Source organism: Geopsychrobacter electrodiphilus DSM 16401 (genome assembly GCF_000384395.1).
Taxonomy (GTDB): domain Bacteria; phylum Desulfobacterota; class Desulfuromonadia; order Desulfuromonadales; family Geopsychrobacteraceae; genus Geopsychrobacter; species Geopsychrobacter electrodiphilus.
The window spans coordinates 3,498,651-3,522,874 of record NZ_ARWE01000001.1 but is presented as its reverse complement, the minus strand read 5'-3'; the positions used below and the strand labels follow the sequence as shown (position 1 = coordinate 3,522,874).

Here is a 24,224-nt window from a genome sequence, read left to right as displayed (position 1 = left end):
GTGAACATGCATAATACCATTGCGACGGTTTAACGGCGGGGATAATTTTAACAAGGGAATGTGTGAGGGGTGGGATTGGTGCTTTCGTCAAGAGGGCACAGAAATAGATTTAAGTCTGCTACAATAGTGCGCTGATATTCTCCCCAGCAAAAAGAAGGGTCACAAACGGATGAACCTGATTTTTCATCTGCTCCAGCAGATGTCTATCTTCCTGGTTATCGCTTACCTGTTCACCAAGTCTCCGGCCTTTCGACCGCTGACCAGCGAGCATCTGCGCTTCAAGCATAAGTTTTTGCTCTACTTGATCTTTTCTTCCTTTTCGATTCTCGGGACCTATTTCGGTCTGCCGATCCAGGATGCCATCGCGAATACGCGGGCCATCGGGCCGGTGCTGGCGGGGCTGATTGGCGGCCCGCTACTGGGAGTTGCAACCGGCCTGACCGGAGGCCTGCACCGTTATCTGCTCGGCGGTTTTACTGCCGAGGCCTGCGGGATATCGACAACCGTCGAAGGATTGATCGGCGGGCTGGTGCATCTTTATCTGGTGCGCCGCGGCCGTCAGGAGCAGATCTACCTCCCCTTAGTCGCCCTGGGTGCCACCTTTTACGCCGAAGCAATGCAGATGGTGATTATTCTGCTGCTGGCCAAACCCTTCGATCAGGCGCTGGGACTGGTCAAGACCATCGCTCTGCCGATGATGCTTGCCAATTCCGCCGGGGCCGCGCTGTTCATCAGCATTATTCGCGATCAGCGCAACGCCTATGATCGCTTTGGGGCTCACTTCTCGGCCCGCGCGCTCAAGGTCGCCGATCGCACCTTGGAGATCCTGAGCTCCGGGTTCAACCCGGAGAGCGCCCGGCAACTGGTCCAGATTATCCATCAGGAGACCCAGGTGGGGGCCGTCTGCATCACCGATCGCGAACGGATTTTAGCTTTTTCAGGTCTGGGGGCCGATCATCATCTGCCGGGACTGGCGCTCGTCTCGGAATATACCCTGCGGGCGATCCAGAGCAATCAGGTATGCTATGCCGATGGTTTCAACATCCCCTTCAGCTGTACCCGTCTGGCCGGTTGTCCCCTCGGTTCCGAACTGGTGGTGCCGTTGCACGTCGAGCAGGAGGTGATCGGCACCATCATCCTGTTTGAACCGAAGAGCAAGCTGTTTCTCAACCTCAATCGTTCCCTCGGTGAGGGGCTGGCCAATCTGCTCTCGGATCAGCTGTTGCGGGCGCGCTACGCCGAGCAGAAGAATCTGCTCGTCCAATCCGAACTGAAGCTGGTGCAGGCCCAGGTCAACCCGCATTTTCTGTTCAATGCCTTGAACACCATCATATCCATCACCCGCAGCGATGCACAGCGCGCCTGCGAGCTGCAGCTGCAGCTCTCTAACTTCTTCCGCAAAAACCTGATGCGTTCGGGCGAGCTGGTCAGTCTCAAGGAGGAGATGGAGCATGTTCACTCCTACCTGATGATCGAAGAGGCGCGCTTCGAGGAGCGGCTCAAGGTGATCACCCGGATCGATCCCGCGCTCTGGACGCTGCAGATCCCGACCTTCACCCTGCAGCCGTTGATCGAAAACGCGATCAAGCATGGGATCTCGCAGGTGCTGGAAGGCGGCCAGGTGACAATCTCGGTTCAGCGGGTCGCCGGGCATGCTGAACTCATGATCGAGGATGATGCCGGCACCTACGGCGACAAGCCCTGCGGCGAAGGGCTGGGGATGAATATTGTCGATAAGCGGATCAAAAACCTGTTCGGGGCGGACTGCGGCATCGAGGTCTCCTGCGTGCCGCAGCAGTACACCCGGGTCATGGTGCGGATCCCGTTGCCCGAAGGGGGAGAGTTATGATGCGTGCCCTGATCGTGGATGATGAGAGCCATGCGCGCAAGGAGCTGCAGCGGCTGCTGGAAGCGAGCGCCAGCTTCGAAATTGTCGGCAGCTGCAGCAACGTCATGGAAGCTTTGCGCCTGATCAACCGGGAGAAACCGCAGGTGCTGTTTCTGGACGTCGATATGCCGGTCTTAAATGGTTTTGAATTGCTCAGCATGCTGGATGAAAAGCATCTGCCGCGCGTCGTGTTTGTCACCGCTTACGATCAGTACGCGGTCAAAGCCTTCGAGGAGCAGGCCCTCGACTACCTGCTGAAACCGGTCGATCCCGAGCGCCTGCGCAAGACCATCGACAAGCTGAAGCAGGAGGATGCCGGCGGCCGCGCCGTTTCTTATCCGCAGGCGGAGCTGAAACGGATCCCCTGCTGCCTGGCCAACCGTGTCAAGTTGATCGACCCGCAGAGCGTAGAATACGTGCGCTCCGATTTCGGCGGGGTTTACCTGGTGACCGCTGAGGGGGAGTTTTTTACCGATCTGACCCTCAAGACCCTGGCCGCCCGCACCAGCCTGGTGCCTTGTCACAAGCAGTATCTGATCAACCCCGCGCTCATCGACGAGATCCGTTTTCTGGAAGGGGGGCTCGCCGAAATTCAGACCCGCTCCGGTCGCCAGCTGCCGGTCAGCCGACGCTACGTCAGGCCATTGAAGGAGACCTTCGAGCTCTAGGGATCGCCAGCTTGTCTTGATTCTTCCCCCTTAAAACCTGTCACCTGCTCCAGACCGCCGGTCACTTTCGAGATCCGACCGTTGACCCCATCCGCTATTTTATTTGACCGAAGAAATGCTTACTTTTGGCCAAACTCAAACGGATGGAGGTTTTTTTATGTTGTATTTCTTTTCCTGCGTGGCCGCCCTGATCGTCGGCTACTTCGTCTACGGCAAGATTGTCGACCGCGCCTTCGGCCCGCAACCGAACCGTTTGACCCCGGCAAAAACCATGGCCGACGGCGTCGATTATGTCGAGATGTCGCCGCGCAAAATCTACCTGATTCAGCTGCTCAATATTGCCGGACTCGGCCCGATCTTCGGCCCGATCCTCGGCGCGCTCTACGGTCCTGCCGCCCTCTTGTGGATTGTCTTCGGCTGCATCTTCGGCGGCGCTGTGCATGACTATTTCTCCGGGATGCTCTCGATCCGCCATGGCGGCAAGAGTATCCCCGACGTGGTCGGTTATCAGCTCGGCAACGGCTTCAAGCAGTTCATGCGTGTCTTCTCCATTATCCTGCTGCTGCTGGTCGGGGTGGTCTTTGTCGTCGGCCCGGCGGGTCTGCTGGCCAAGCTTTCGCCGCTGTCGGTGCCGGTCTGGGTTGTTCTCATCTTCGGCTACTATTTCCTGGCAACCATTCTGCCGATCAACCAGATCATCGGCCGCATCTATCCGCTGTTCGGCGCGATCCTGATCTTCATGGCTGTCGGCCTGACCAGCGCTCTGCTCTATCAGGGGTATGATCTGTTCCCGCAGATGACCCTGGCCAACCTGCATCCCAAGGGGTTACCGATGTGGCCGCTGATGTTCATCACTATCGCCTGTGGCGCGGTCAGTGGTTTTCACGCCACCCAGTCGCCGTTGATGGCCCGCTGTGTCGGCAACGAGCGTGACGGGCGTAAGCTCTTTTACGGGACAATGATCGGTGAAGGGGTCATCGCCCTGATCTGGGCGACTCTCGGCATAGCCTTTTATCATGGCTCCGATGCGCTGGGGGTGGCGCTCAGCCACGGCGGCCCGGCGGCGGTGGTCAATGAAATCTCCACCACCCTGCTCGGCCCGATCGGTGGGCTGATGGCGATCATCGGGGTTATCATCCTGCCGATCTCTTCCGGGGATACGGCTTTCCGCAGCGCGCGACTGATTATTGCCGACACTTTCAATTTTGAGCAGAAATCCATGGCCAAGCGGCTGCTGCTGGCGATCCCGCTGTTCATCGTCGGGATCATCATTTCGCAGGCCGAATTCGGCGTGATCTGGCGTTATTTCGGCTGGGCCAACCAGACCCTGGCGACCATCGTGCTCTGGGCCGGCGCAGCTTACATGATCCGGCATGGCCGCAACCACTGGATCGGCACCATCCCGGCGACCTTCATGACCGCCGTCGCCGCCACCTACCTGGCCTATGCCAAGATCGGTTTCGGGCTGTCGCTGCAGGTTGCATCGGTCGTCGGACTGCTGGTTGCCGCCGCCAGCTTCGCAGCCTTCATGATCCGTTTCAGCGGCTGCGAGATTGAGAGCGACGAGCTTCAGGCCGAAGCGGAATAAGCACCGTCCGTTTGCTGGTTAGCCAAATCGAGATAAGACAACAAACAGGGCGACCCATGGGTCGCCCTGTTTGTTGTGTGGATTATGGGTGATGCGTAGATTATCTCAGGCGTTGTTCTGCCGGGCCAGGTAGCCAGAAGGGTTAAGCGTCCAAAAGCATCAACCGTCCAGATGAACCTCTTGAACAGATTCCTCCTCTTGCACTTGCCCACTGAAAATGTATCCATTTTCGCGTCCTTAGTGGGGATTGCCCGCCTGTTTAAAATCCTACTCAAGTATAAAATTTAATACCTGCTAATTGATAAATGGATGTCCACTTTAAATTAAACACCGTGGCTCAGGACAGAATGTCATTTAACATTATTGCCCTTCCAGTGCAGCTATCCTTTCCCGCAACTCTTTCTCCTTCTGGCGCTGGGCGGTCACGTCGCGCATGAGCGACGCGATCCCCGTGACTTTTCCCTGGTCATCTTTCAACATTATGATGCTGAAATCGACCGACAGCCGCTGGCCATCGCGATGCAAAGCCGGGACGGAAAGCAGCTCGGTGCCGTAGCGGGACTCGCCGCTGGCCATGACCTTGTAATAGCCTTCCCAGTGCCTGCCGCGCAGCTTTTCGGGGATGATAATGTCGAGGGACTGCCCGACCGCCTCGCTGGCGGTAAAACCAAAGATGCGCTCGGAGCCTTGGTTCCAGTGCTGGATCAAACCTTTGCTGTCGACATACAAAATGGCATCGGGGGCGTTTTGGATGATCTGTTGGCTGAGTTTTTCGGGAAACATGGATTCTCCTCTGAAAGGGGGACAGGCACCAACGGCGGAGCCTGTCTCTTTAGCTTTTACGGGTTCTGGATGTAGGCGCCTTTGCGCGTGTAGAACCACCAGTTTAGCACCAGGCAGACGAAGTAGAAAATCGCGAAGCCGTAGAGGGCATTTTCGGGGGTGGTGGCCTTGATCTGTTCGCCGAAGACCTTGGGGATGATAAAAGCGCCGTAGGCGGCGACCGCCGAGGTCCAACCCAAGACTGGGCCGGCTTGTTCGGCGTTGAAGATCATCGCCACCGAGCGGAAGGTCGAGCCGTTGCCGACACCGGTCGCGGCGAAGAGGATGATGAACAGGATCAAAAAGGGGACGAAGACCGTCTCCGGGGTGGCGGAGGCGTAGGCTGCCTTCATGAAATAGGCGCAGCCGAGGGCCGAGACGATCATCACGATCGAAACCCACTGGGTGACGATGGCGCCGCCCAGCTTGTCGGCGATCTTGCCGCCGACCGGGCGGATCAGCGCGCCGATGAAGGGACCCATCCAGGCGAACATCAGGGCGCTGGGACCGTTGGGGTTGATGGTGTTATGGGTCATGACGCCAGCGGTCATGATGTGCGAGAAGCCGAAGATAACCTTGATCGACAGCGCGAAGGCCGCCGAGTAGCCGATGAAGGAACCGAAGGTCATGGTGTAGATGATGGTCATGGCCCAGGTGTGCTTGTTGTTGAAGATCTTGTACTGGCGGTCGAGGTTTTCACGCAGTCCGCCGCTGGTCAGGTATTTCATGCCGTAGACCGTGGCGGCGATCACCAGCGGCAACACGATCCACTTGCTCAGCAGTCCGAGCCCGATAGGTGGGGGCAACATCAGATAGAGTCCGGCCACGGCGGTAACAAAGGCGATGAGCAGCAGTCCGGTGATCATGGCGAAGGACTTGCCGGTTGAGCTCAGGTTGGGGGTGACCGTCTTGGTTTTGATGTTGTTCATGCCGAAGTAGCCGGCAAAGGCCAGGGGGATCAGCAGGATCAGCCAGATATACCCGGCATTATGGATGTAGGTCTCGGTCCCCGCCGGGATTTTGCCGATCAAGGTGCCGCTGGTGTTGATCAGGGTCTGTGACTTGCCGCCGAACAGGCCGAAGGTCATGGACAGCGGAATCAGAATCTGCATGGTGGTGACGCCGAAGTTCCCCAAGCCGGCATTCAGGCCGAGGGAGGTCCCCTGGACCTTCTTCGGGAAGAAGAAGCTGATGTTCGACATCGATGAGGCGAAGTTGCCGCCGCCGAACCCGGAGAGCAGGGCGAGCAGGTAGTAGACCTCAATCGGGGTGTTGATGTTCTGCAGCGCTATACCGGTGCCGACCGCCGGGATCATCAGCAGGGCGGTGGTAAAGAAAATAGTGTTGCGGCCACCGGCGATGCGGATCAGGAACGAACTCGGAATACGCAGGGTCGCGCCGGTCAGACCGGCAATCGCCGACAGGGTGAAGAGCTGCGACTGGCTGAAGGGGTAGCCGAGGTTGATCATCTGTACCGTGATGATCCCCCAGTAGAGCCAGACGGCGAAGCCGCAGAGCAGGCTGGGGATCGAAATCCACAGGTTGCGGTTGGCAATCTTCTTGCCTTCGGATTCCCAGAACTTCTCGTCCTCGACATCCCATTTTTCCAGATTGATCGACATAGTTATTACTCCTTGAGGGCTTCTCCGATGATTTTATGCTTATCTCGCTCGATCTTTTTCATATCTTTCGGGTGTTTTTCTTTCATCAGTTTACTGACTGTGAGGTGCATCCAGAGCAGGCAGACCAGTGACAGCCCGCACATGAAGATCCAGCAGCTGCTCCAGAGCCCGGTATATTCCAGCAGATAACCGAAGATGATCGGGCAGAAGAAACCACCCAAGCCCCCGAGCACGCCGACCATGCCGCCGACCACCCCGACCTCATCGGGAAAATAATCAGGAATCAGCTTGTAAACGGCAGCCTTGCCGATACCCCAGGTGCTGCCGAGCAGGATGATGAGGATGGCGAAGATCCAGACGTTGGCCTGAAAGAAGATGCGCGTCACCCCCTTGGCCAGCAGCTCCTTCTTCTTCACCGTCTGTCCGACCTCGACCGCCGCTTCCTGCCAGGCCTGCTTGGTCGGCAGGATCAGCATTTTGTCGTCGAAGGTTCCAAGATCCTGGGGCTTGAGCTTCAGCTTGTAGACCCGGTCACCGACGCTGATCGATTGGGCGCTGACCGCCGTGACGATTCCGCCTTTGCCCGCCATGACGCCGCGGCCAGGGGAGTAGACTTCCATCTTCGGCACGGTCACCAGAAAGCTGATAAGGACCGAGGCGCCCAGCACCCAGTACATGACAGAGCGGCCGCCGAACCTGTCGGAGAGCCAGCCGCCCAGCGCCCGGATCACCCCGGATGGGAGGCTGAAGGCCGAGGCAAAGAGTCCGGCAGTGACCAGCGGCAGGTAATAGACATTGACGAAGTAGGGGACCAGCCATTGGGAGAAGGCGACGAAGCAACCGAAGACCAGGAAGTAATAGAGCCCGAAACGCCAGACCCGCACATTTTTTAAGGGCGTCAGCATCTGGGTGAAGGTTTTGGTTGACGAGGCCGGTTTTTTGTTCTCGGCGAAGAGAAAGAAGATCACTCCCATGGCGGCGAGCACCATGGCGTAGTAGGTCGGCAACTGCCGCCAGCCCTCAAGGTTGGCGCCGTTGCTGGTCAGATGGTAGAGCAGGGTCGGGGCAAACATGGTGGTCAGGGCGGCACCGGCGTTGCCGGCGCCGAAGATCCCCAGCGCCGTGCCCTGACGTTCGCGTGGGTACCAGACCGAGGAGAAGGCGATGCCGATCGAAAAGCTGACCCCGGCCAGGCCGAAGCCGAAGCTGCACAGGGCGAAGGTCGTGAAGCTGTCGGCGTACGACAGCAGGTACATGGGGATGGCGCAGATAAACAGCAGCGTGCCGTAGACCGGCTTGCCGCCGAACTTGTCGGTCAGCATCCCGGCCGGCAGACGGAACAGCGAACCGGTCAACACCGGAATCCCCATCAGCCAGCCGATCTCAATGGGTCCCCAGTTGAAGATCTGATTATCGGCCAGAAAGGTCACCAACACGCCGTTGAACATCCAGGCGGCGAAGCAGACGGTAAAGGCCAGGGTGTTGAGAAACAGCATCTTGTGCGAAGTGGCCGTCGCCTTTTGTTCCATCATAAAGAAAACCTTTTCGGTCTGAATTCAGAGTAAAGGGAGCCTCATTCCCCTGAGAAAACTGATCTTCAGCTACTGCGGCGCTGGCGATACCAGACCACGACCTGGTAGGGACGACCTAGATAGCCGAGGGGGATGCTGACCACGTGTACCAGACGTGAAAAGGGAAAGATCGCCACCAGCAGAAAGGCGTTGACCGCATGCAGTTGGACGATCCATGGCATGTTCGCCAGATAGCTGATTTGCGGATCGAGTTTGACCAGCGACCAGAGCCAGGGGGAAATGGTGTGGACATACCAGACGCCGCCCCAGCGCAGGCTGATGGCGATATAGACCCCGGTGCCAACTTGCAGCAGAAGTACGAAAAGCAGTAGCCAGTCGATACTGCTGGTCACGGCGTTGATACGCGAGTTGATGATGCGGCGGAAGATCAGAATCACCAGCGCAATCAGGGTGGTGATGCCGAGCGCCATGCCGGTGATTTCGAGCAAGACCAGGCGCGCCGGTGAACCGAGCAGAGCGCCCCAACCGGCCGGGACCAGAAAGGCCAGAAAATGCGCGATCAGAATCAGCAGAATCGCGTAGTGCCAGGGGATCGAGCCCCAGAAGAGCGCGCGGCTCTCGAGAAACTGTGAAGACTGCGAAGAGTAAGAGTAGCGGTCGATGCAGTAGCGGTAGATGCCGACCCCGATCGCCAGAGCTATCGCGACATAGGGAAAGACGCCGAACAGGATCAGATCAGCCATGGGATACCTCCTTCTGCGGTGCGCTTTCAGGCAGTTCAGTTGCGATAAGGTTGGTCAGATAGGTCTGCAGGGACACCAGCAGCTGGCGGTAGGGGTGTTGTTGGTTTTCGATCCCCTGAATAATTTTCTCCAGCGCTGGCAACAGCCCATCGCGAATGATCTCTTGATTCCCCTGTGGGTCGGGGACTGTGCCGATGAAGCGCAGCATGACGCTCAGGTGGTCGGGCAGCTCACCCTCAGAGGAGAAATTCTGCTGAGTGTAGATCTCCTGCAGCTTCATCAAAAACATCGTGCGCGCCTGACTTTCGCCGCATAGCTGGTAGCCGACGTAGGGAAAGCTGAGCGCCTGCAGGTCAAAGGCCGAGGTATAGAGCTCTTCGATCTGCGGCAGCTTCTGCTGCTCGATAAAAGTGCTAAAGGGGGCGAAGGCCACCGCGGCCTGCGGGTCAAAATCTTTCAGCTGCCGGTAACAGTCGGCAGCAAGGGTCTTGACCTGAGTTTTCGGATAGCTCAGCAGTCTGCTGAAGGAAAGACAGAGTTCCAGATTCATAATTACCACCGTCTCTTCGGCGCTTTGCGGCTGCCGAAGCCCATCGACTGCTTGTACTCTTCGGGATCCATCCCAGCCTCAACCGCCTGCTCGCGCAGCATCGGCGGCACCTGGATCCGCTCCTTGATGCGGGTCAGGCTGGTCATGCGGTAGATGGCGTCCAGTGTTTTGCTGTCGAGACCGGCCAGTTCCCTTGCCTTGGCGACCTCGGCCTCGGCCATGTCACCGACGGTTTCGGCCCGGCGCTGGATACGCACCGCGATTAAGCGCCGATAGACCGCCTTGACCTCTTCCTCGTTGCCACCGGCAAAGAGCCCGGCCAGGTACATCAGCGGCAGGCGGGCCTGCTCGAGGCTGGTGAAGAAATCATCTGCCAGTTTCTGGGTTCCCTGATGTTCGGTCGAGAGCACCGGCAACAGCGGCGGCACGTAGAAGAGCATTGGCAGGGTGCGGAATTCGGGGTGGAGCGGCAGGGCGATCCCCCACTCCTTGACGAACTTGTAAACCGGCGATTTCTGCGCCGCCTTGATAATCTGCTCGGCCATCCCCCCCTTGCGCGCCGCGGCGAGCACCTGTGGATCAAAGGGATCGAGGATCATTTCGCGCTGGGCGGCGGCCAGTTCGCCATCGGCTTTCATGGCGGTTTCTTCGATTTTATCGGCATCGTAGAGCAGCACGCCGAGGTAGCGGATTCGGCCGACGCAAGCATGGAAACAGGCCGGGGCTTCACCCGCCTCCTGACGCGGGAAGCAGAGGATACATTTCTCCGACTTGCCGCTGCTCCAGCCGTAGTAGGTCTTCTTGTAGGGGCAGGCCGAGACGCACATCCGCCAGCCGCGGCACTTGTCCTGATTGATCAGGACGATGCCATCCTCACCGCGCTTGTAAATCGCGCCCGAGGGGCAACTGGCGACGCAGGCCGGGTTGCTGCAGTGATTACAAATGCGCGGCAGGTGGAACATCACCATCTTCTCGATGGTGAACAGCTGCTGCTGCTGCTCTGCGCTCAGCTCGATGACGCCGGGATCATTGGCGGCGTAGACTGTTGAACCGGAGAGGTCATCGTCCCAGTTGGGACCGGCTTCGATTTTCATCGGCTTGCCGCTGACCATTGATACAGCGCGAGCGGTCGGCTGATCGGTCCCCGCCGGAGCATTGGTCAGATCGGCGTACTTATAGGTGAACGGCTCGTAGTAGTCGTCCATGGTCGGCAGGTCAGGATTGTGAAAGATCTTGCCGATGGTCGCGGCTTTGCCCCCCTGTTTGAGGCGCAGTTGAGTACCGACCCGCTCCCAGCCGCCGTTGTATTTCTCCTGGTCTTCCCATTTGGTCGGGTAGCCGGTGCCGGGCTTGGTTTCGACGTTGTTCCACCACATGTATTCATTCCCGCGGCGGTCGGTCCACAGGTTCTTGCAGGCGATGCTGCAGGTGTGGCAACCGATGCACTTGTCGAGGTGAAATACCGATGAGACCTGTGCGCGAATATCCATAAAATCTCTCCCTGGTCTAGGAACCTGTCTGGCTTAACAAGAACCTACTGCGAAACCGGTTTTTCGGCCCTTATCTCCGCCAATTTTCGACAAATAGCGGTGCTATTCGCTCTCAAATTCCCGAAAATAAGGACTCGAAAATCCAATTTCTCGCTACGGTTCGTCAAACCAGTCAGGCTCCTGCCAATCAGTTAACTTTTCTGTTTTCAACCCTTGTCGCAAAAATCAGTCTCTTACCACTGTGGTTCACCATCCAGCTTGCGCACCATGATGTAGGTGTCGCGGTTGGCGCCGGGCGGTCCCCAGTAGTTCCAGGCGAAAGTGAACTGACCGTAGCCGCCGAGCATCAGGTTCGGTTTGAGGCGGATGCGGTTCAAGCTGTTGTGCCCGCCGGCGCGCTTGTTGCCGCGGCGTGCGGTCTTGGGGACGTCGATGGTGCGTTCCGTGGCGTGATAGAGGAACGAGATGCCGCGCGGCAGGCGCGAGCTGACGATGGCACGGGTTACTACCACGCCGTGGTCGTTGTAGACCTCGACCCAGTCGTTGTCGAAGACGCCTATCTGTTCCGCATCCTGATCGTTGATCCAGAAGGGGTGACAGCCGCGTGACAGGGTCAGCATGCGATGGTTATCACTGTAGGTGCTGTGGATGCTCCATTTGCCGTGCGGCGTCAGGTAGTTGAGCATGATGCTCTTCTTGTCGCTGGTATCGGTGGCCAGAAAATCCTGCAACGCGCCGTGACCCGGCTTCGGCTTGTAAGTCGGCAGATGTTCGCCGGCGGCGATATAGCCCTGATGATCGAGGTAGAAATGCTGGCGACCGGTCAGGGTGCGCCAGGGGACCAGCTTCTCGACGTTGAGACAGTAGGCCGAATAGGCGCGGCCGTTGTCGGTCAGACCGCTCCAGATCGGGCTGTTCAAGAGGCGACGCGGCTGAGCGGCCAGAGCGGCGAAGGTCGTACGCACCCCGCGGGTGGCCGCGGCCAGATCGGTCAGCGGCAGGCCGACCTTCTTCTCCTCGGCGGCGAAGGCGCGAAAGGCCATCTCGCCGTTGGTCTCGGGGGCGAGCTTGAGGATCACCTCGGCGGCGTCGCGGGCTTCGATCAGGGTCGGATAGGTCTTGTCGTCCCAGGTGTGGGTCTTGTCGCTGGCGGCCATCTCATCGTAGTAATCCTCGATTGACCAGGAGAGGCCATGGGCGCCCATCCCTTTTCTGGCCTCGGGACCCAGGGAAATGAAGCGGTTGTAGAGGTTCTTGTAGTCGCGTTCGACCACCACCAGGCCGGGCATGGTCTTGCCGGGGATCGGTTCGCACTCCCCCTTGTACCAGTCCTTGATTTCAAACTGGGCCATCTCGGCCGGGGTGTCATGCTGCAGGGGGACCGAGACGATCTCGCGAATCGGTTCGGGCAGATGGGTTTCGGCCAGCTGACTGACTTTTTTGGCCAACCCCTTGAAGATGTCCCAGTCGCTCTTCGACTCCCAGCATGGCGGGACCGCCGCCTGCAGCGGGTGGATGAAGGAGTGCATATCGGTGGTGTTGAGGTCGTCCTTTTCGTACCAGGTCGCGGTCGGCAGCACGATATCGGAATAGAGCGCCGAGGTATCCATACGGAAGTTGATGTCGACCACCAGGTCGAGTTTTCCCTGGGGCGCTTCCTTGTGCCACTTGACCTCCTTGACGAACTCCTCCGCAGTCTCGGGTGCGATGCTGTTGGTGTGGGTGCCGAGGTAATGTTTGAGGAAATACTCATGCCCCTTGGCACTCGACATCAGGGCGTTGCCGCGCCAGATGATCCACAGGCGTGGCCAGTTTTCGGGGGCATCGGGGTCTTCGATGGCAAACTTCATCTGCTTGCCGGCCAGCTGCTTGACAGTCCAGTCGACAATATCCTGATTGTTTTTGGCACCGGCGGCTTCGGCCTGTTTGACCGCTTCGATGGGGCTGCGGTCGAACTGCGGGTAGAAGGGGAGCCAGCCGTTACGCACCGCACGTACCTGATGGTCCATGGTGTGTCCGCCGGTGATCTGATTCTCCTCGGCGACCGGATTGATGAGAGATTCGTCCGAAGTCCGCTCGTAGCGCCATTGGTCGGTATGCACATAATGGTAGGACGGGGCGTTCTGGAAGCGCGGTGGCTTGGCCCAGTCGAGGGCTCCCATAATCGTCGCCCAGGGTGCGGCCGGGGCGAGTTTTTCCTGACCAACGTAATGGTTGAGCCCGCCGCCGTTCTTGCCGACACAGCCGCAGAGCATCAGGGCCGAGATCCCGGCGCGGTAGATCAGGTTGGAGTGATACCAGTGGTTGGCTCCGGCACCGATGATGATTGAACATTTGCCGCCGGTCTTCTCGGCGGTCGAGGCCCATTCCCGCGCAAACTGGATGACATTGGCGCGGTCGATGCCGGTATATTTCTCCTGCCAGGCCGGGGTGTAGACGCCGTTCTCGGCATCGTAATCTGCGGGATAAGCCCCTGCGAGGCCACGATTGACGCCGAACTGCGCCATCAGCAGATCGAACACGGTGGTGACGGCGACTTTGCCATGGGCGGTTTCGAGGTAACGCACCGGTACGCCGCGCTCGACCTTTTGGTCGGCGGAGAAATCATCGAAGGAGACTTGCAGCACCGCGTCGTTGTCATCCAGCAGCGAGAGCTGCGGAGCGATATCGGTGCCGTCCTGGCCATCCTTCATCTGCAGATTCCATTCGCCCTTCTTCTCCTGCCAGCGGAAGCCGAGGGTTCCGAGCGGCATGCGCGGCGCCTGGCTGGCTTCATCCCAGACCAGATACTTGAAGTTGCCGTTCTCCTCTTTGCTGTAGCGTTCCAGCTCGCCGGCGCGGGCCATGCGCCCGGCGCGGTGGACGCCGTCCTTCTCCTCGAGTTCGATCAGGAAGGGGGTGTCGCTGTAGCGCTTGAGGTAATCGAGGAAGAAGGGTGTTTTGGCCTGATAGTGAAATTCGCTGAGGATGACGTGATTGACCGCCATCCAGAAGGCGCCGTCCTGCCCGGCATGGGCCGGAATCCACCAGTCGGCGTGCTTGGAGGTGATGTTGAAGTCGGGGGCGAAGACCGTGACCTTGGAGCCGTTGTGGCGTGCCTCGGAGAGAAAATGCGCGTCGGGGGTACGGGTCATGTCGGGGTTGGAACCGACTACGGCGATATATTTGCTGTTGTACCAGTCGGCGCTCTCGGCGACGTCGGTCTGCTCGCCCCAGATCTCGGGCGAGGCGTTCGGCAGGTCGCAGTACCAGTCGTAGAAACTCAGGTTGGCGCCGCCCATCAGCTGCATGAAGCGCGTGCCGCTGGCAAAACTGAGCATCGACATCGCCGGGATCGGCGAGAAGCCGACCAGACGATCGGCGCCGAACTTCTTGATGGTGTAGATCGACGAAGCCGCGATCATCTCTTCGACTTCGTCCCAGCTGACACGGCGGAAGCCACCCTTGCCACGCGCCTGCTGATAGCTCTTGCGCTTGGCGGGGTCCTCCATGATCGAGGTCCAGGCAGCAACCGGGTCGCCATGCTCGGTCTTGGCTTCGCGCCAGAGGTCGGCCAGAATGCCACGCAGGTAGGGATATTTGATGCGCAGCGGGCTGTAGAGATACCAGGAGAAGGAGATGCCGCGCTGGCAACCGCGGGGCTCATAAGGGGGGAGCCCTGGTTCCAGCTCGGGGTAGTCAGTCGCCTGCAGCTCCCAGCCGACGATACCGTCCTTAACATGCACGTTCCACGAACAGCCGCCGGTGCAGTTGACGCCGTGGGTGCTGCGCACGATTTTGTCGCACTGGTTGCGGTTGCGGTAGAACTCTTCCCAGGCGCGCGATTTCGGGTCGATAATATCCTTGATCCAGCTCATGCTCACATACCTCGCTGTTTTCTGACTTGATCAATCAACGGCTGACGCACCCCCTTGAGGCGGCGCAGTCCCAAAAGGGCCACAATGGCAAAGACGCTGACAACCCCGAGCAGAATCAGCCCGGCCAGAGATATGGCCGGCGCGGTTTTCCGGTCTGCCGTCTGGGCGAAAAAAGCGCTCAGATCGAGACGCTCCCTTGCGGTCAGCGGGCGGCTGGCGAAGATCGCCTCCATGCTGGGAAAGGCCAGGGATTCGAGCACCCCCGCAACCCCCTCAGCGCCGTAGTCGGTATAGAGGTTGGAAAGGTCCGGGCCATAACTGGCGGTGCCTGCTGCACCGAACCCGGGGTGGGCATGACAGGCGATACAGGGGGCACCGCCGTTTGCCATGGGACGTGAGCCGGCGTAAAGTTGACCACCGATCGTGGCGTCACCCTCGACAGCCATGGCGCTGAACCCCGGCAGCAAAAATGCCAGGAATGCCAGCGGCATGATGAGTCGAAAGAGATTGGTCCTCCAGCCTCTGATTTTCATGCGGTCTCTCCTTGGAAAATATCTGGTGCGGGGAGTGAAAGTTTAAATTCCGGTAATCAGTTGTTCATAAGCATTAGGTTTTGACTAAATGAAACAGAACAGGTTTTATAGGGCAGTCATTTTTCTGGGAAAAACCTGACTGATTCGCTCAGATACAATAGAACGGTTGTTTACGGATATCTTTGACCCAGATCAAAAAAGTGCAGGGAAGAAGATTTTGATGAGGATAACTTGTTGATTGCGGGAGAATTTATGATGAGAGTGATTCTGGTTGCATTGCTGTTGTTCTGTTGGGTCGTTCCGGCCCTTGCCACCCCGGAATTTGCGGCCCAGACTGGGCAGAATTGCAGCTATTGTCATCTCGATCCCGCCGGTGGTGGAGAGTTGACGGCGCAAGGTGAGTCGTTTATCGCTTCCCAGGCCGCTGCGGGGACGCCGGTCGCTCCGTCAGGCTTTGCCCGACTGCTGCGCCTGCTGGTCGGCAGCCTGCACCTGCTGACGGCTGTCTTCTGGTTCGGCACCATTTTTTACGTCCACCTTGTCCTCAAGCCGGCCTATGCCGCCAAAGGTCTGCCGCGCGGTGAGGTGCGGGTCGGACTGGTCTCGATGGCGATTATGGCGTTGACCGGGCTTTATCTGACCTGGATGCGGTTTGATTCATGGCAGGGCCTGGTTGATACCCGTTTCGGACAGTTGCTGCTGGTCAAGGTTGGCCTGTTCGCCATAATGGTCACCATGGGTCTGATCGCGGTGTTTATTGTCGGCCCGCGCTTACGGCGGCGCAGCTCGGCAACGACAGAAATTGTGCTGGGGGATATGACGTCAGAACAGTTGGTCCTATGCGATGGACAGGAAGGGCGGCCGGCCTGTTTTGCCTTTAAAGGCAAAATCTATGACGCGAGCCAGAGCCCGATGTGGAAAAAGGGGCAGCATATGCAGCGCCACTCGGCTGGCACCGATCTGACCGTCGCCCTGGGGCAGGCCCCCCACGGTGAAGACCGGGTCATGCGTCTGCCCGAAGTCGGATCGCTTTTAGCCTCGGGTGCCACAAGCGGCGACCGGCCGAAGAAACAGTTTTTCTTTCTGGCCTATCTCAACCTGATTCTGGCGGTCGCTATCCTGCTGATCGTGGCGTTCTGGCGCTGGGGGTGAGTGACTCGCAGGACCTTTCACGATGCAGGATAAAAGGTGCTCTATACCAGCTTGGGCGTGTTCGGGGACTGGCTCCGCAGGTGCCTGTCCCCTTAGCGGCTCCCGCAGGTGCCTGTCCCCCTTTAGATGCTCAGATGTTAAATTTTTCAAAATATCCCTGTTATTCCAAAGGTGAAGTGTCATACTCATAGCCATCCAGAAAACAGACATGTCCATTTTTTAAATTGACAGTTAAATTTTGCTTGTAACACGACAGGAGTTCGATCCATGGGCGACCTTAAAGGCATCATCCTCTCATTTTTTCACGGGATCGCGAGAAGCCGGGTATCATTAGTCGGGGCAATGATCACCACCCTGACCTTTCCCTTTCTACTCTGCCTGATAATTTTCGACGCCTGGGTTCATATCAAAAACCCCTACCTTGGTGCTTTCGTGTATATGGTCATCGGCCCGGCGTTTATTGGGGGGTTGGTCATGGTCTTCGTCGGGCTGTTTTTTCTGAAGGGGAAGGAGGATGTTCGTCTCTTCACGCTGGATTATCTGCAGGGACACTTTGCTGACGAAACGCGCTTTAACAGGGTGCGTAAACTGATCTTTCTGGCGGTGCTGCTGACCAGCGTTAACTTTGTTGTTTTCGGACTTTTGGGTTATAGCGGCTACCATTATCTGGAATCAAACAGCTTCTGTGGCCAATTCTGCCATACGGTGATGGACCCGGAATATACGGCCTACCAGAATTCCCCTCACTCCAAGGTCAATTGCGTGGAATGTCATATCGGCTCCGGTGCCACCTGGTTTGCCAAATCAAAAATTTCAGGGATTCGCCAAGTTTTTGCGGTTGCTCTCAATACTTACCCCAGGCCAATCCCTACTCCGGTCCATGGTTTGCGCCCCGCCAGTGAGACCTGCGAAAAATGCCACCGGCCCGATAAATTTCAAGGGGACAAATTGAGAGTTATCGACAAGTATGCAGAGGATAAAGAGAACACCCATCTGCAGACCGTCATGCTGATCAAGATCGGTTCAGCCGGAAGCGGTACCGACAAACCCAATGGCATCCACTGGCATGTGGCTAAAGAAAACGGCATCCACTACAAAGCTGATTCTAAGCGCATGATTATTCCCGAAGTCACTCTCACCAAGGCAGATGGGTCCACCGTCATCTTCCGCAGCGAAGATGCTGCCGCTCTTATTAAGAAAGCAGGGGATAAATTGGAAGACCGCGCCATGGATTGCATTGATTGTCACAACCGGCCGACGCACATCTACCGCCTGGCTGACGCTGCGATCAATGAGGAGATCACCATAGAGGCAATCGACAGAAGTCTCCCCTTTATCAAGCAGCAGTCATTGAAAGCCATTAACCAGAAATTTCCCAGCCAGGCTGCAGCCATGATCGGGATTGAAACCTATCTGCGTGGCTGGTACCGAGAACACTATCCCGCTATCGATCAAGCGAAGCTGGACAAGTCGATTGCCGGGGCTAAAAATGCTTATGCGAAGAATGTCTTTCCTGACATGAACCTTGAGTGGGGCACCTACGTTAACGATATTGGCCATGGCAAAGATTTTGACCTTGGTTGTTTCCGTTGCCATGATGGCTCCCATGAAAGTGCCCAGGGCGAGGTCATCCCCTCTGACTGCACCACCTGCCATGCTGTACTGGCAGAGGATCAGGAAAATCCCAAGATTCTCCAAACGCTCCGCGGAGGGTAACCCCGAACTCTTAAAAAAGAGCTTAAGATTTCAACCGGACAACGCAACGTTTTTTCTCCACGGATCTCTTCTCACCTGATTTCACTTAATCGGCCCAACTGCTTAAAAGCAGTTGGGCCGATTTGTCTGTTTTCTTCTACCCCCTGCCGCTTAACCTGATAAATCTGTTATAAATAAAAGGCAACAATTTTTGTCAGCTATCTGTACTTTTTCGCTTTAGAAAAGGAGTCACAGGTTATGTCCGACCCGAATTCCTCCGTCCGGAATAATCCCACCGAGATCGAAAACCGCGAGTGGCGTGAATCCCTCGATTATGTTTTGCAGACCGCCGGCCCGGAAAGGGTCCAGCAGCTGCTGCGCCTGCTGCAGGTGCGCGCCCTGGAACATGGGGTCAGCGTCCCGTTTAGTGCCAACACCCCCTATATCAACAGCATCCCGCGCAACCAGCAGCCCAACTTCCCCGGCGACCGTGAGCTGGAGCGACGCATCAAATCGATCATCCGTTGGAACGCCATGGCGATGGTGGTGCGTGCCAATGAAGAATCCCATGGTATCGGCGGGCACATATCGACCTTCGCTTCGACCGCGACCCTGTGGGAGGTCGGCTTCAACCATTTCTGGCGCGGGCGCACGGACAGTTTTATCGGCGACATGGTTTATTTTCAGGGGCACGCCTCGCCGGGGGTCTACGCGCGCGCCTTTCTCGAGGGGCGCCTGAGCGAGGATGATCTGACCGGCTTCCGGCGCGAACTGCGTCCCGGCAAGGGGGGGCTCTCCTCCTACCCGCATCCTTTTTTGATGAAAAACTTCTGGGAGTTCCCGACAGTCTCCATGGGCTTGACCTCTATTTCCGCCATCTACCAGGCGCGCTTCAACCACTATCTGGTCGATCGCGGCCTGCGCAAGAGCAGTGGGCGCAAGGTCTGGGCGATGCTTGGTGACGGCGAGATGGACGAGCCCGAATCCCTGGGCGCGATCAGTCTGGCGGCGCGCGAGAAGCTCGACAACCTGATCTTTGTCATCAACTGCAACCTGCAGCGCCTCGACGGGCCGGTGCGCGGCAACGGCAAGATCATCCAGGAGCTCGAGGCTGATTTCCGCGGCGCCGGCTGGAACGTGATCAAGGTTATCTGGGGCGACGACTGGGACCGCCTGCTCGAAGCCGACAAGAGCGGCAAGCTGGTGCAGCGCATGGACGAGGTGCTCGATGGCGAGATGCAGCGTTTTACCTTGAGCAACGGCGCCTACGTGCGTGAGCATTTCTTTGGCAAGTATCCGGAGCTGTTGGAGCTGGTCAAGGGTTACAGCGATGAACAGCTGGGTCGCCTGACGCGTGGTGGGCACGACCCGGACAAGGTCTACGCCGCCTACAAGAGCGCCTTTGAGCACAAGGGATCGCCGACGGTGATTCTGGCCCACACTGTCAAGGGTTACGGGCTGGGGGAGGCTGGTGAAGGGAAGAACATCACCCACGCGCAGAAGAAGTTGAACGAGGATGAACTGAAAGCCTTCCGCACCCGCTTTAACATCCCGGTCAGTGACAAGGAGATCGCCGAGACCCCTTTTTATAAACCGGCCGCCGACAGTCCGGAGATGGTTTATCTCAAGGAACGGCGTGAGGCCTTAGGCGGATATCTCCCCAGCCGCCAGGACGGCAGTTTTCCCATCGCCTGCCAGACCGAGGAGATTATCCGCGAATACTACGCCGGCTCGGGTGACCGGCCGCTGGCGACGACCATGGCCTATGTCCATCTGTTGACTAAACTGATACGCGACCCGGAGTTCGGTAAACTGATCGTGCCGATCGTGCCGGACGAGGCACGCACCTTCGGCATGGAATCGCTCTTCCGCCAATCGGGTATCTACAGTCATTCCGGTCAGCTCTACGATCCCATCGACAAGGGGAGCCTGCTCTTCTACAACGAGCGCAAGGAGGGCGCGATTCTCGAAGAGGGTTTGAGCGAAGCCGGCTCCATGGCCAGCTTCATCGCCGCCGGCACCGCCTATTCGAACAACGGCGTGCAGGCCATCCCGTTTTACACTTTCTATTCGATGTTCGGCTTTCAGCGCGTCGGAGATCAGATCTGGCAGGCCTGCGACAGCCGGGCGCGCGGTTTTCTGGTCGGCGCAACCGCCGGACGGACCACCCTGGCCGGCGAAGGCCTGCAGCATCAGGACGGTCACAGCCACGTGCTCGCCCTGACGCCGACGCGGGTCAAGGCTTATGACCCGGCCTTCGCCTATGAACTGGCGATCATTATCCACGAAGGGCTGACCCGCATGTACTGTCATCAGGAGGATCTGATTTACTACCTGACGGTGATGAACGAGACCTACCTGATGCCGGCGATGCCCAAGGGTGCCGGGGTGCGTGAGGGGATTCTGAAGGGGATGTACCGCTTCCACAAGTCGAGCCTCAAAAAGGCCAAAGGGCAGGCGCACCTGTTGGGCAGCGGCGCGATTTTGAACGAGGCGCTCAAGGCGCAGCAGATTCTCGAACGTGATTATCAGGTGGCCGCCGATGTCTGGAGCGTCACCAGTTACAAGGAGCTCTATACCGATGCGGTCGAGTGCGAGCGCTGGAATCTGCTCCACCCCGACAAGAAGGCACGAATTCCTTACGTGACCAGTCTGTTGGCCAAAGAGGAGGGGAGTTTTGTCGCCGTCAGTGATTACATGAAGCTGCTGCCGGCGACCATCGCCCAGTGGTTCCCCAGCCCCTTGCATTGTCTCGGCACCGACGGCTTCGGGCGCAGCGATGACCGCGAGCATCTGCGCGATTTCTTCGAGGTTGACGCGCGCTACATTGTGCTCGCGGCGTTGAAGCAGCAGGTAGAGGCGGGTAAACTGTCGAAGACGGTGCTGGGCAAGGCGCTTAAGGATTTAAAGATTGACGCGGAAAAGTTGAACCCGCATATCGATTAGGGGACTGGCTCTGCAGGTGCCTGTCCCCCTTTTAAAAGGATAGCTATGAAAGTCGAAATTAAAATACCTGAGGTCGCCGAAGGAGTGAAATCCGGCACAGTGGTGGCGTTGATGGTGGCGGTGGGTGACAGGGTCGAGGCCGACCAGACCGTGCTGGAGCTGGAGACCGACAAGGCGGTGGTGGCAATCCCGACGCCTGAGGCCGGAACCATCAGTGAAATCCGCGTGGCGGAAGGGGACTCGGTCAAGATCGGGGCGGTGATTATGCTGCTCGAGAGTATGGGCCGAACTGAAACTAGCCAGGATGCAGGGGGTGAGGATGGCCGGGATAAAAAAGTACAGACACCGACAGAGAATCAAGCCGCGGACGCGACGGTTGTTGGCGCAGAAAAATCGTCTGCGCGCCAGGATCCAGCGCCTGCGCCGGTGGAAATGGTACAAGACGAGGTCAGGCGTCCCCTTGATTTGACTCCGGTGCGGCGTGATGACCGGGTGGCACCGGCAGCGCCATCGGTGCGGCGGCAGGCGCGCGAGCTCGGAGTCGACATTTATCAGGTTCAGGGGACAGGCCCCGCCGGTCGAATCAGTGCCGAAGATGTGCGCAGTTTTGTGCAGGAGACCATGCGGCGCGTGACTGGCGGCGGGATTCATGTCTCAGAATTTCCCGGGTTGCATGCCCAGCGTCCACTCCCGGATTTCAGCCGTTTCGGCACCAGCAGCCGTGAACCGATGTCGAAGGTGCGTGAGCTGACGGCCGATGCCATGAGTTACGCCTGGTCGACCATCCCGATGGTCACCCAGTACGACAAGGCACAAATCGGCAAGGTCGAGGCGTTTCGCAAGGAGTTTAACCTGAAGGCCACGCCCGAAACCAAACTGACCATGACCGCTTTTCTGGCCAGGGTCTGCGCGGCGGCGTTGAAGGTTTTTCCGCAGTTTAACAGCGCCCTCGATCTGGCCAGCCGTGAGCTGGTGATGCTGCACTACATCAATATCGGTGTAGCGGTCGATACCCCCAACGGTCTGCTGGTGCCGGTCATCCGCGAGGTCGACAAAAAAGGGGTGGAGACGATCGCCGGCGAGCTCAATGAGCTTGCCGGCCGCACCCGCGAACGACGCCTCACCCCGGCAGAGATGGAAGGTGGCACCTTCACCATCAGCAACCTGGGCGGCATCGGCGGCACTGCCTTCACGCCGATTGTCTACGCACCGCAGGTCGCCATACTGGGAGTCTCCGAAGCCGGGATGCAGCCGGTCTGGAACGGCACCGAATTCGAGCCGCAGCTGGTGATGCCGCTATCGCTGACCTATGATCATCGGGTGATCGACGGCGCCGACGGGGCGCGGTTTTTGCGCTGGATCTGTCGTGCGCTGGAAAATCCGCTGTATCTGGTGATGTGACATCAGGAGGTGTGAGGTGTGAGGTGTGAGGTGTGAGGTGTGAGGTGTGAGGTGTGAGGTGTGAGGTGTGAGGTGTGAGGTGCGGCCAACCTTCCCCGCGTGACGCCGCCGGAGCGAAATAGAGATTTTGAGGAATTCGAGCGAGGATGTCTGAGCCGCAGGCGAGTTTTCGAGTGAGCTCAAAAGCGGCGTGGAGTGGAGGGAACCGCTGTGGGCGGCAAGGAGGTCGGGGCGCATTTTGATCCAAACTTTTGGGCGGACAAAAGCTTGGGCGCCTGTCGGGGCGAAACCCGACGATCTTTGCCGTGACTTTTAAAAAATAGTCGAAAGGCTGATGCATTATGAGTACTCTCCCCCAAAAATCCCAACTGGTCGTCATCGGCGCCGGACCCGGTGGCTATTCCGCCGCCTTTCGTGCCGCCGAACTTGGCCTTGAAGTTACCCTGATCGATCCCGAAATCAACCCCGGCGGGGTCTGTCTTTACCGCGGCTGCATTCCCTCAAAGGCGCTGCTGCACGTCGCCAAGCTGGTGACCGAGGCCGAAGAATCAGCGGCGATCGGGGTGACGTTCGGCAATCCACAGCTCGATATCGACAAGATCCGCGCCTGGAAAAACGGTGTGATCGAAACCCTGACCGGTGGTCTGGGCGGTAAAGCTACCAAGCTGAAGCTCAGCTATGTGCGCGGTACGGCGCGCTTCAAGGATCAGCAAACCCTGGTGGTGACAACCAGCGCAGGGGAAGAGAGCGAACTTGCCTTCGAACAGGCGATCCTCGCCACCGGGTCGCGGCCGGTGATGCTGCCGGGGGTGGAGACCGGCAAGCGGATTATCGATTCGAGCGGCGCGCTTGAGCTGGAGGATGTGCCGAAAACGCTGCTGGTGGTCGGTGGCGGCTATATTGGACTAGAACTCGGCTCGGCCTATGCGGCGCTGGGGAGCAAGGTTTCGGTGGTCGAGATGACCTCTGGGTTGTTGCCGGGTTGTGACCGCGATCTGGTTTCGGTGCTCAAGCGGCGGCTCGACAAGAAGTTTGAGCAGATGCTGCTGAACACCAAGGTCGCCGAGCTTAAGGTACAGAAGAATGGCGTGACTGTTACCTTTGAAACTCAAAAAGGGGAGAGCAGCAGCAAACGCTTCGACAAGGTGCTGATTGCTATCGGTCGGCGACCCAACCATGAAAATCTGGGGCTGGAAAATACTGCTGTCAAGGTTTCAGATAAAGGTTTTGTCGAGGTCGATGGCCAGCAGCGCACCGCAGTACCGCACATTTTTGCCATCGGCGATCTGGCCGGGGAACCGATGCTCGCCCACAAGGCCTATGCCGAAGCGCATGTAGCCGCAGCGGTTGCGGCCGGGCGCAAGGCGGTCTTTGACCCGCGCGCCATCCCGGCGGTGGTCTTCACCGATCCCGAAATTGCCTGGTGCGGTCTGACCGAGACCGCCGCGCGTGAACAGAAGCTTAAGGTCAAGACCGCCAAGCTCCCCTGGCGCAGTAACGGCAGGACGTTGACCCTGGGGCGTGACGACGGCATCACTAAGTTGATAGTTGATGCTGAAAATGATCGGCTGCTCGGCGTGGGGCTGGCGGGTCCCGGGGCTGGGGAATTGATTGCTGAAGCGGTGCTGGCGCTGGAGATGGCGGCGACGGGAGAGGATCTGCGCAGCAGCATCCACCCTCATCCGACCCTGTCAGAGACAATTTTCGAGGCGGCGCAGATGTTGTTTAAGGCTTAAT

The 24,224-nt window shown here is 58.3% G+C and carries 16 protein-coding genes; 8 read left to right on the top strand and 8 right to left on the bottom strand.

The window, feature by feature from the left end; genetic code table 11:
- Positions 1-169 precede the first annotated feature (169 nt).
- The 3 genes from D888_RS0116570 to D888_RS0116560 all read left to right on the top strand — a co-directional run bounded on the left by D888_RS0116570 (position 170) and on the right by D888_RS0116560 (position 4,144).
- Positions 170-1,849, top strand: a complete 1,680-nt coding sequence (locus D888_RS0116570; protein ID WP_020677693.1) for a sensor histidine kinase — start codon at positions 170-172, stop codon at positions 1,847-1,849.
- Positions 1,846-2,556, top strand: a complete 711-nt coding sequence (gene btsR, locus D888_RS0116565) for a two-component system response regulator BtsR (protein WP_020677692.1) — start codon at positions 1,846-1,848, stop codon at positions 2,554-2,556. Before D888_RS0116570 ends, btsR begins: the two co-directional genes overlap by 4 nt.
- Positions 2,557-2,713: 157 nt before the next feature.
- The gene (locus tag D888_RS0116560; RefSeq protein ID WP_020677691.1) at positions 2,714-4,144 is read left to right on the top strand and encodes a carbon starvation CstA family protein; all 1,431 of its coding nucleotides are present in this window, start codon (positions 2,714-2,716) and stop codon (positions 4,142-4,144) included.
- A gap of 360 nt (positions 4,145-4,504) precedes the next feature.
- Here D888_RS0116560 and D888_RS0116550 read toward each other — a convergent pair whose 3' ends face one another.
- The 8 genes from D888_RS0116550 to D888_RS22085 form a co-directional block, all read right to left on the bottom strand.
- Positions 4,505-4,927, bottom strand: a complete 423-nt coding sequence (locus D888_RS0116550; RefSeq protein WP_020677690.1) for a PAS domain-containing protein — start codon at positions 4,925-4,927, stop codon at positions 4,505-4,507.
- 56 nt (positions 4,928-4,983) lie between these two features.
- Positions 4,984-6,588, bottom strand: coding sequence for an MFS transporter (locus tag D888_RS0116545; protein ID WP_020677689.1), 1,605 nt, complete (start codon positions 6,586-6,588; stop codon positions 4,984-4,986).
- Between the two features lie 5 nt (positions 6,589-6,593).
- Positions 6,594-8,120 carry an MFS transporter gene (locus D888_RS0116540; protein WP_020677688.1) on the bottom strand — a complete coding sequence of 509 codons (1,527 nt, stop codon included), beginning with the start codon at positions 8,118-8,120 and terminating at the stop codon, positions 6,594-6,596.
- Positions 8,121-8,185: 65 nt separating this feature from the next.
- Positions 8,186-8,863, bottom strand: coding sequence for a respiratory nitrate reductase subunit gamma (gene narI, locus D888_RS0116535; RefSeq protein WP_020677687.1), 678 nt, complete (start codon positions 8,861-8,863; stop codon positions 8,186-8,188).
- On the bottom strand, positions 8,856-9,413 hold the full coding sequence (locus D888_RS0116530) for a nitrate reductase molybdenum cofactor assembly chaperone (protein WP_020677686.1): 558 nt from the start codon (positions 9,411-9,413) through the stop codon (positions 8,856-8,858). Before D888_RS0116530 ends, narI begins: the two co-directional genes overlap by 8 nt.
- A gap of 2 nt (positions 9,414-9,415) precedes the next feature.
- Positions 9,416-10,903 (bottom strand): nitrate reductase subunit beta, encoded by a 1,488-nt coding sequence (gene narH / locus D888_RS0116525; RefSeq protein ID WP_020677685.1) that lies wholly within the window; start codon positions 10,901-10,903, stop codon positions 9,416-9,418.
- A 233-nt stretch (positions 10,904-11,136) separates the two neighbouring features.
- On the bottom strand, positions 11,137-14,760 hold the full coding sequence (locus tag D888_RS0116520; protein WP_020677684.1) for a nitrate reductase subunit alpha: 3,624 nt from the start codon (positions 14,758-14,760) through the stop codon (positions 11,137-11,139).
- A gap of 2 nt (positions 14,761-14,762) precedes the next feature.
- Positions 14,763-15,293: a hypothetical protein gene (locus tag D888_RS22085; protein WP_020677683.1), complete on the bottom strand. Its 531-nt coding sequence runs from the start codon at positions 15,291-15,293 to the stop codon at positions 14,763-14,765.
- Positions 15,294-15,545: 252 nt separating this feature from the next.
- On the opposite strand from D888_RS22085, the gene D888_RS0116510 reads away from it, so the two are divergent.
- The 5 genes from D888_RS0116510 to lpdA all read left to right on the top strand — a co-directional run bounded on the left by D888_RS0116510 (position 15,546) and on the right by lpdA (position 24,223).
- Complete coding sequence (locus tag D888_RS0116510) at positions 15,546-16,445, top strand: CopD family protein (RefSeq protein WP_020677682.1); 900 nt, start codon at positions 15,546-15,548, stop codon at positions 16,443-16,445.
- Positions 16,446-16,712: 267 nt separating this feature from the next.
- Entirely contained in the window at positions 16,713-18,161 is a 1,449-nt protein-coding gene (locus D888_RS0116505) for a cytochrome c3 family protein (RefSeq protein WP_020677681.1), read from the top strand.
- Between the two features lie 237 nt (positions 18,162-18,398).
- On the top strand, positions 18,399-21,086 hold the full coding sequence (aceE, locus tag D888_RS0116500) for a pyruvate dehydrogenase (acetyl-transferring), homodimeric type (RefSeq protein WP_020677680.1): 2,688 nt from the start codon (positions 18,399-18,401) through the stop codon (positions 21,084-21,086).
- Positions 21,087-21,131: 45 nt separating this feature from the next.
- A complete protein-coding gene (locus tag D888_RS0116495) occupies positions 21,132-22,487 on the top strand; it encodes a 2-oxo acid dehydrogenase subunit E2 (protein WP_020677679.1) in 1,356 nt (451 codons plus the stop codon).
- A 341-nt stretch (positions 22,488-22,828) separates the two neighbouring features.
- Positions 22,829-24,223, top strand: a complete 1,395-nt coding sequence (gene lpdA, locus D888_RS0116490; protein WP_020677678.1) for a dihydrolipoyl dehydrogenase — start codon at positions 22,829-22,831, stop codon at positions 24,221-24,223.
- Position 24,224: the final 1 nt, after the last annotated feature.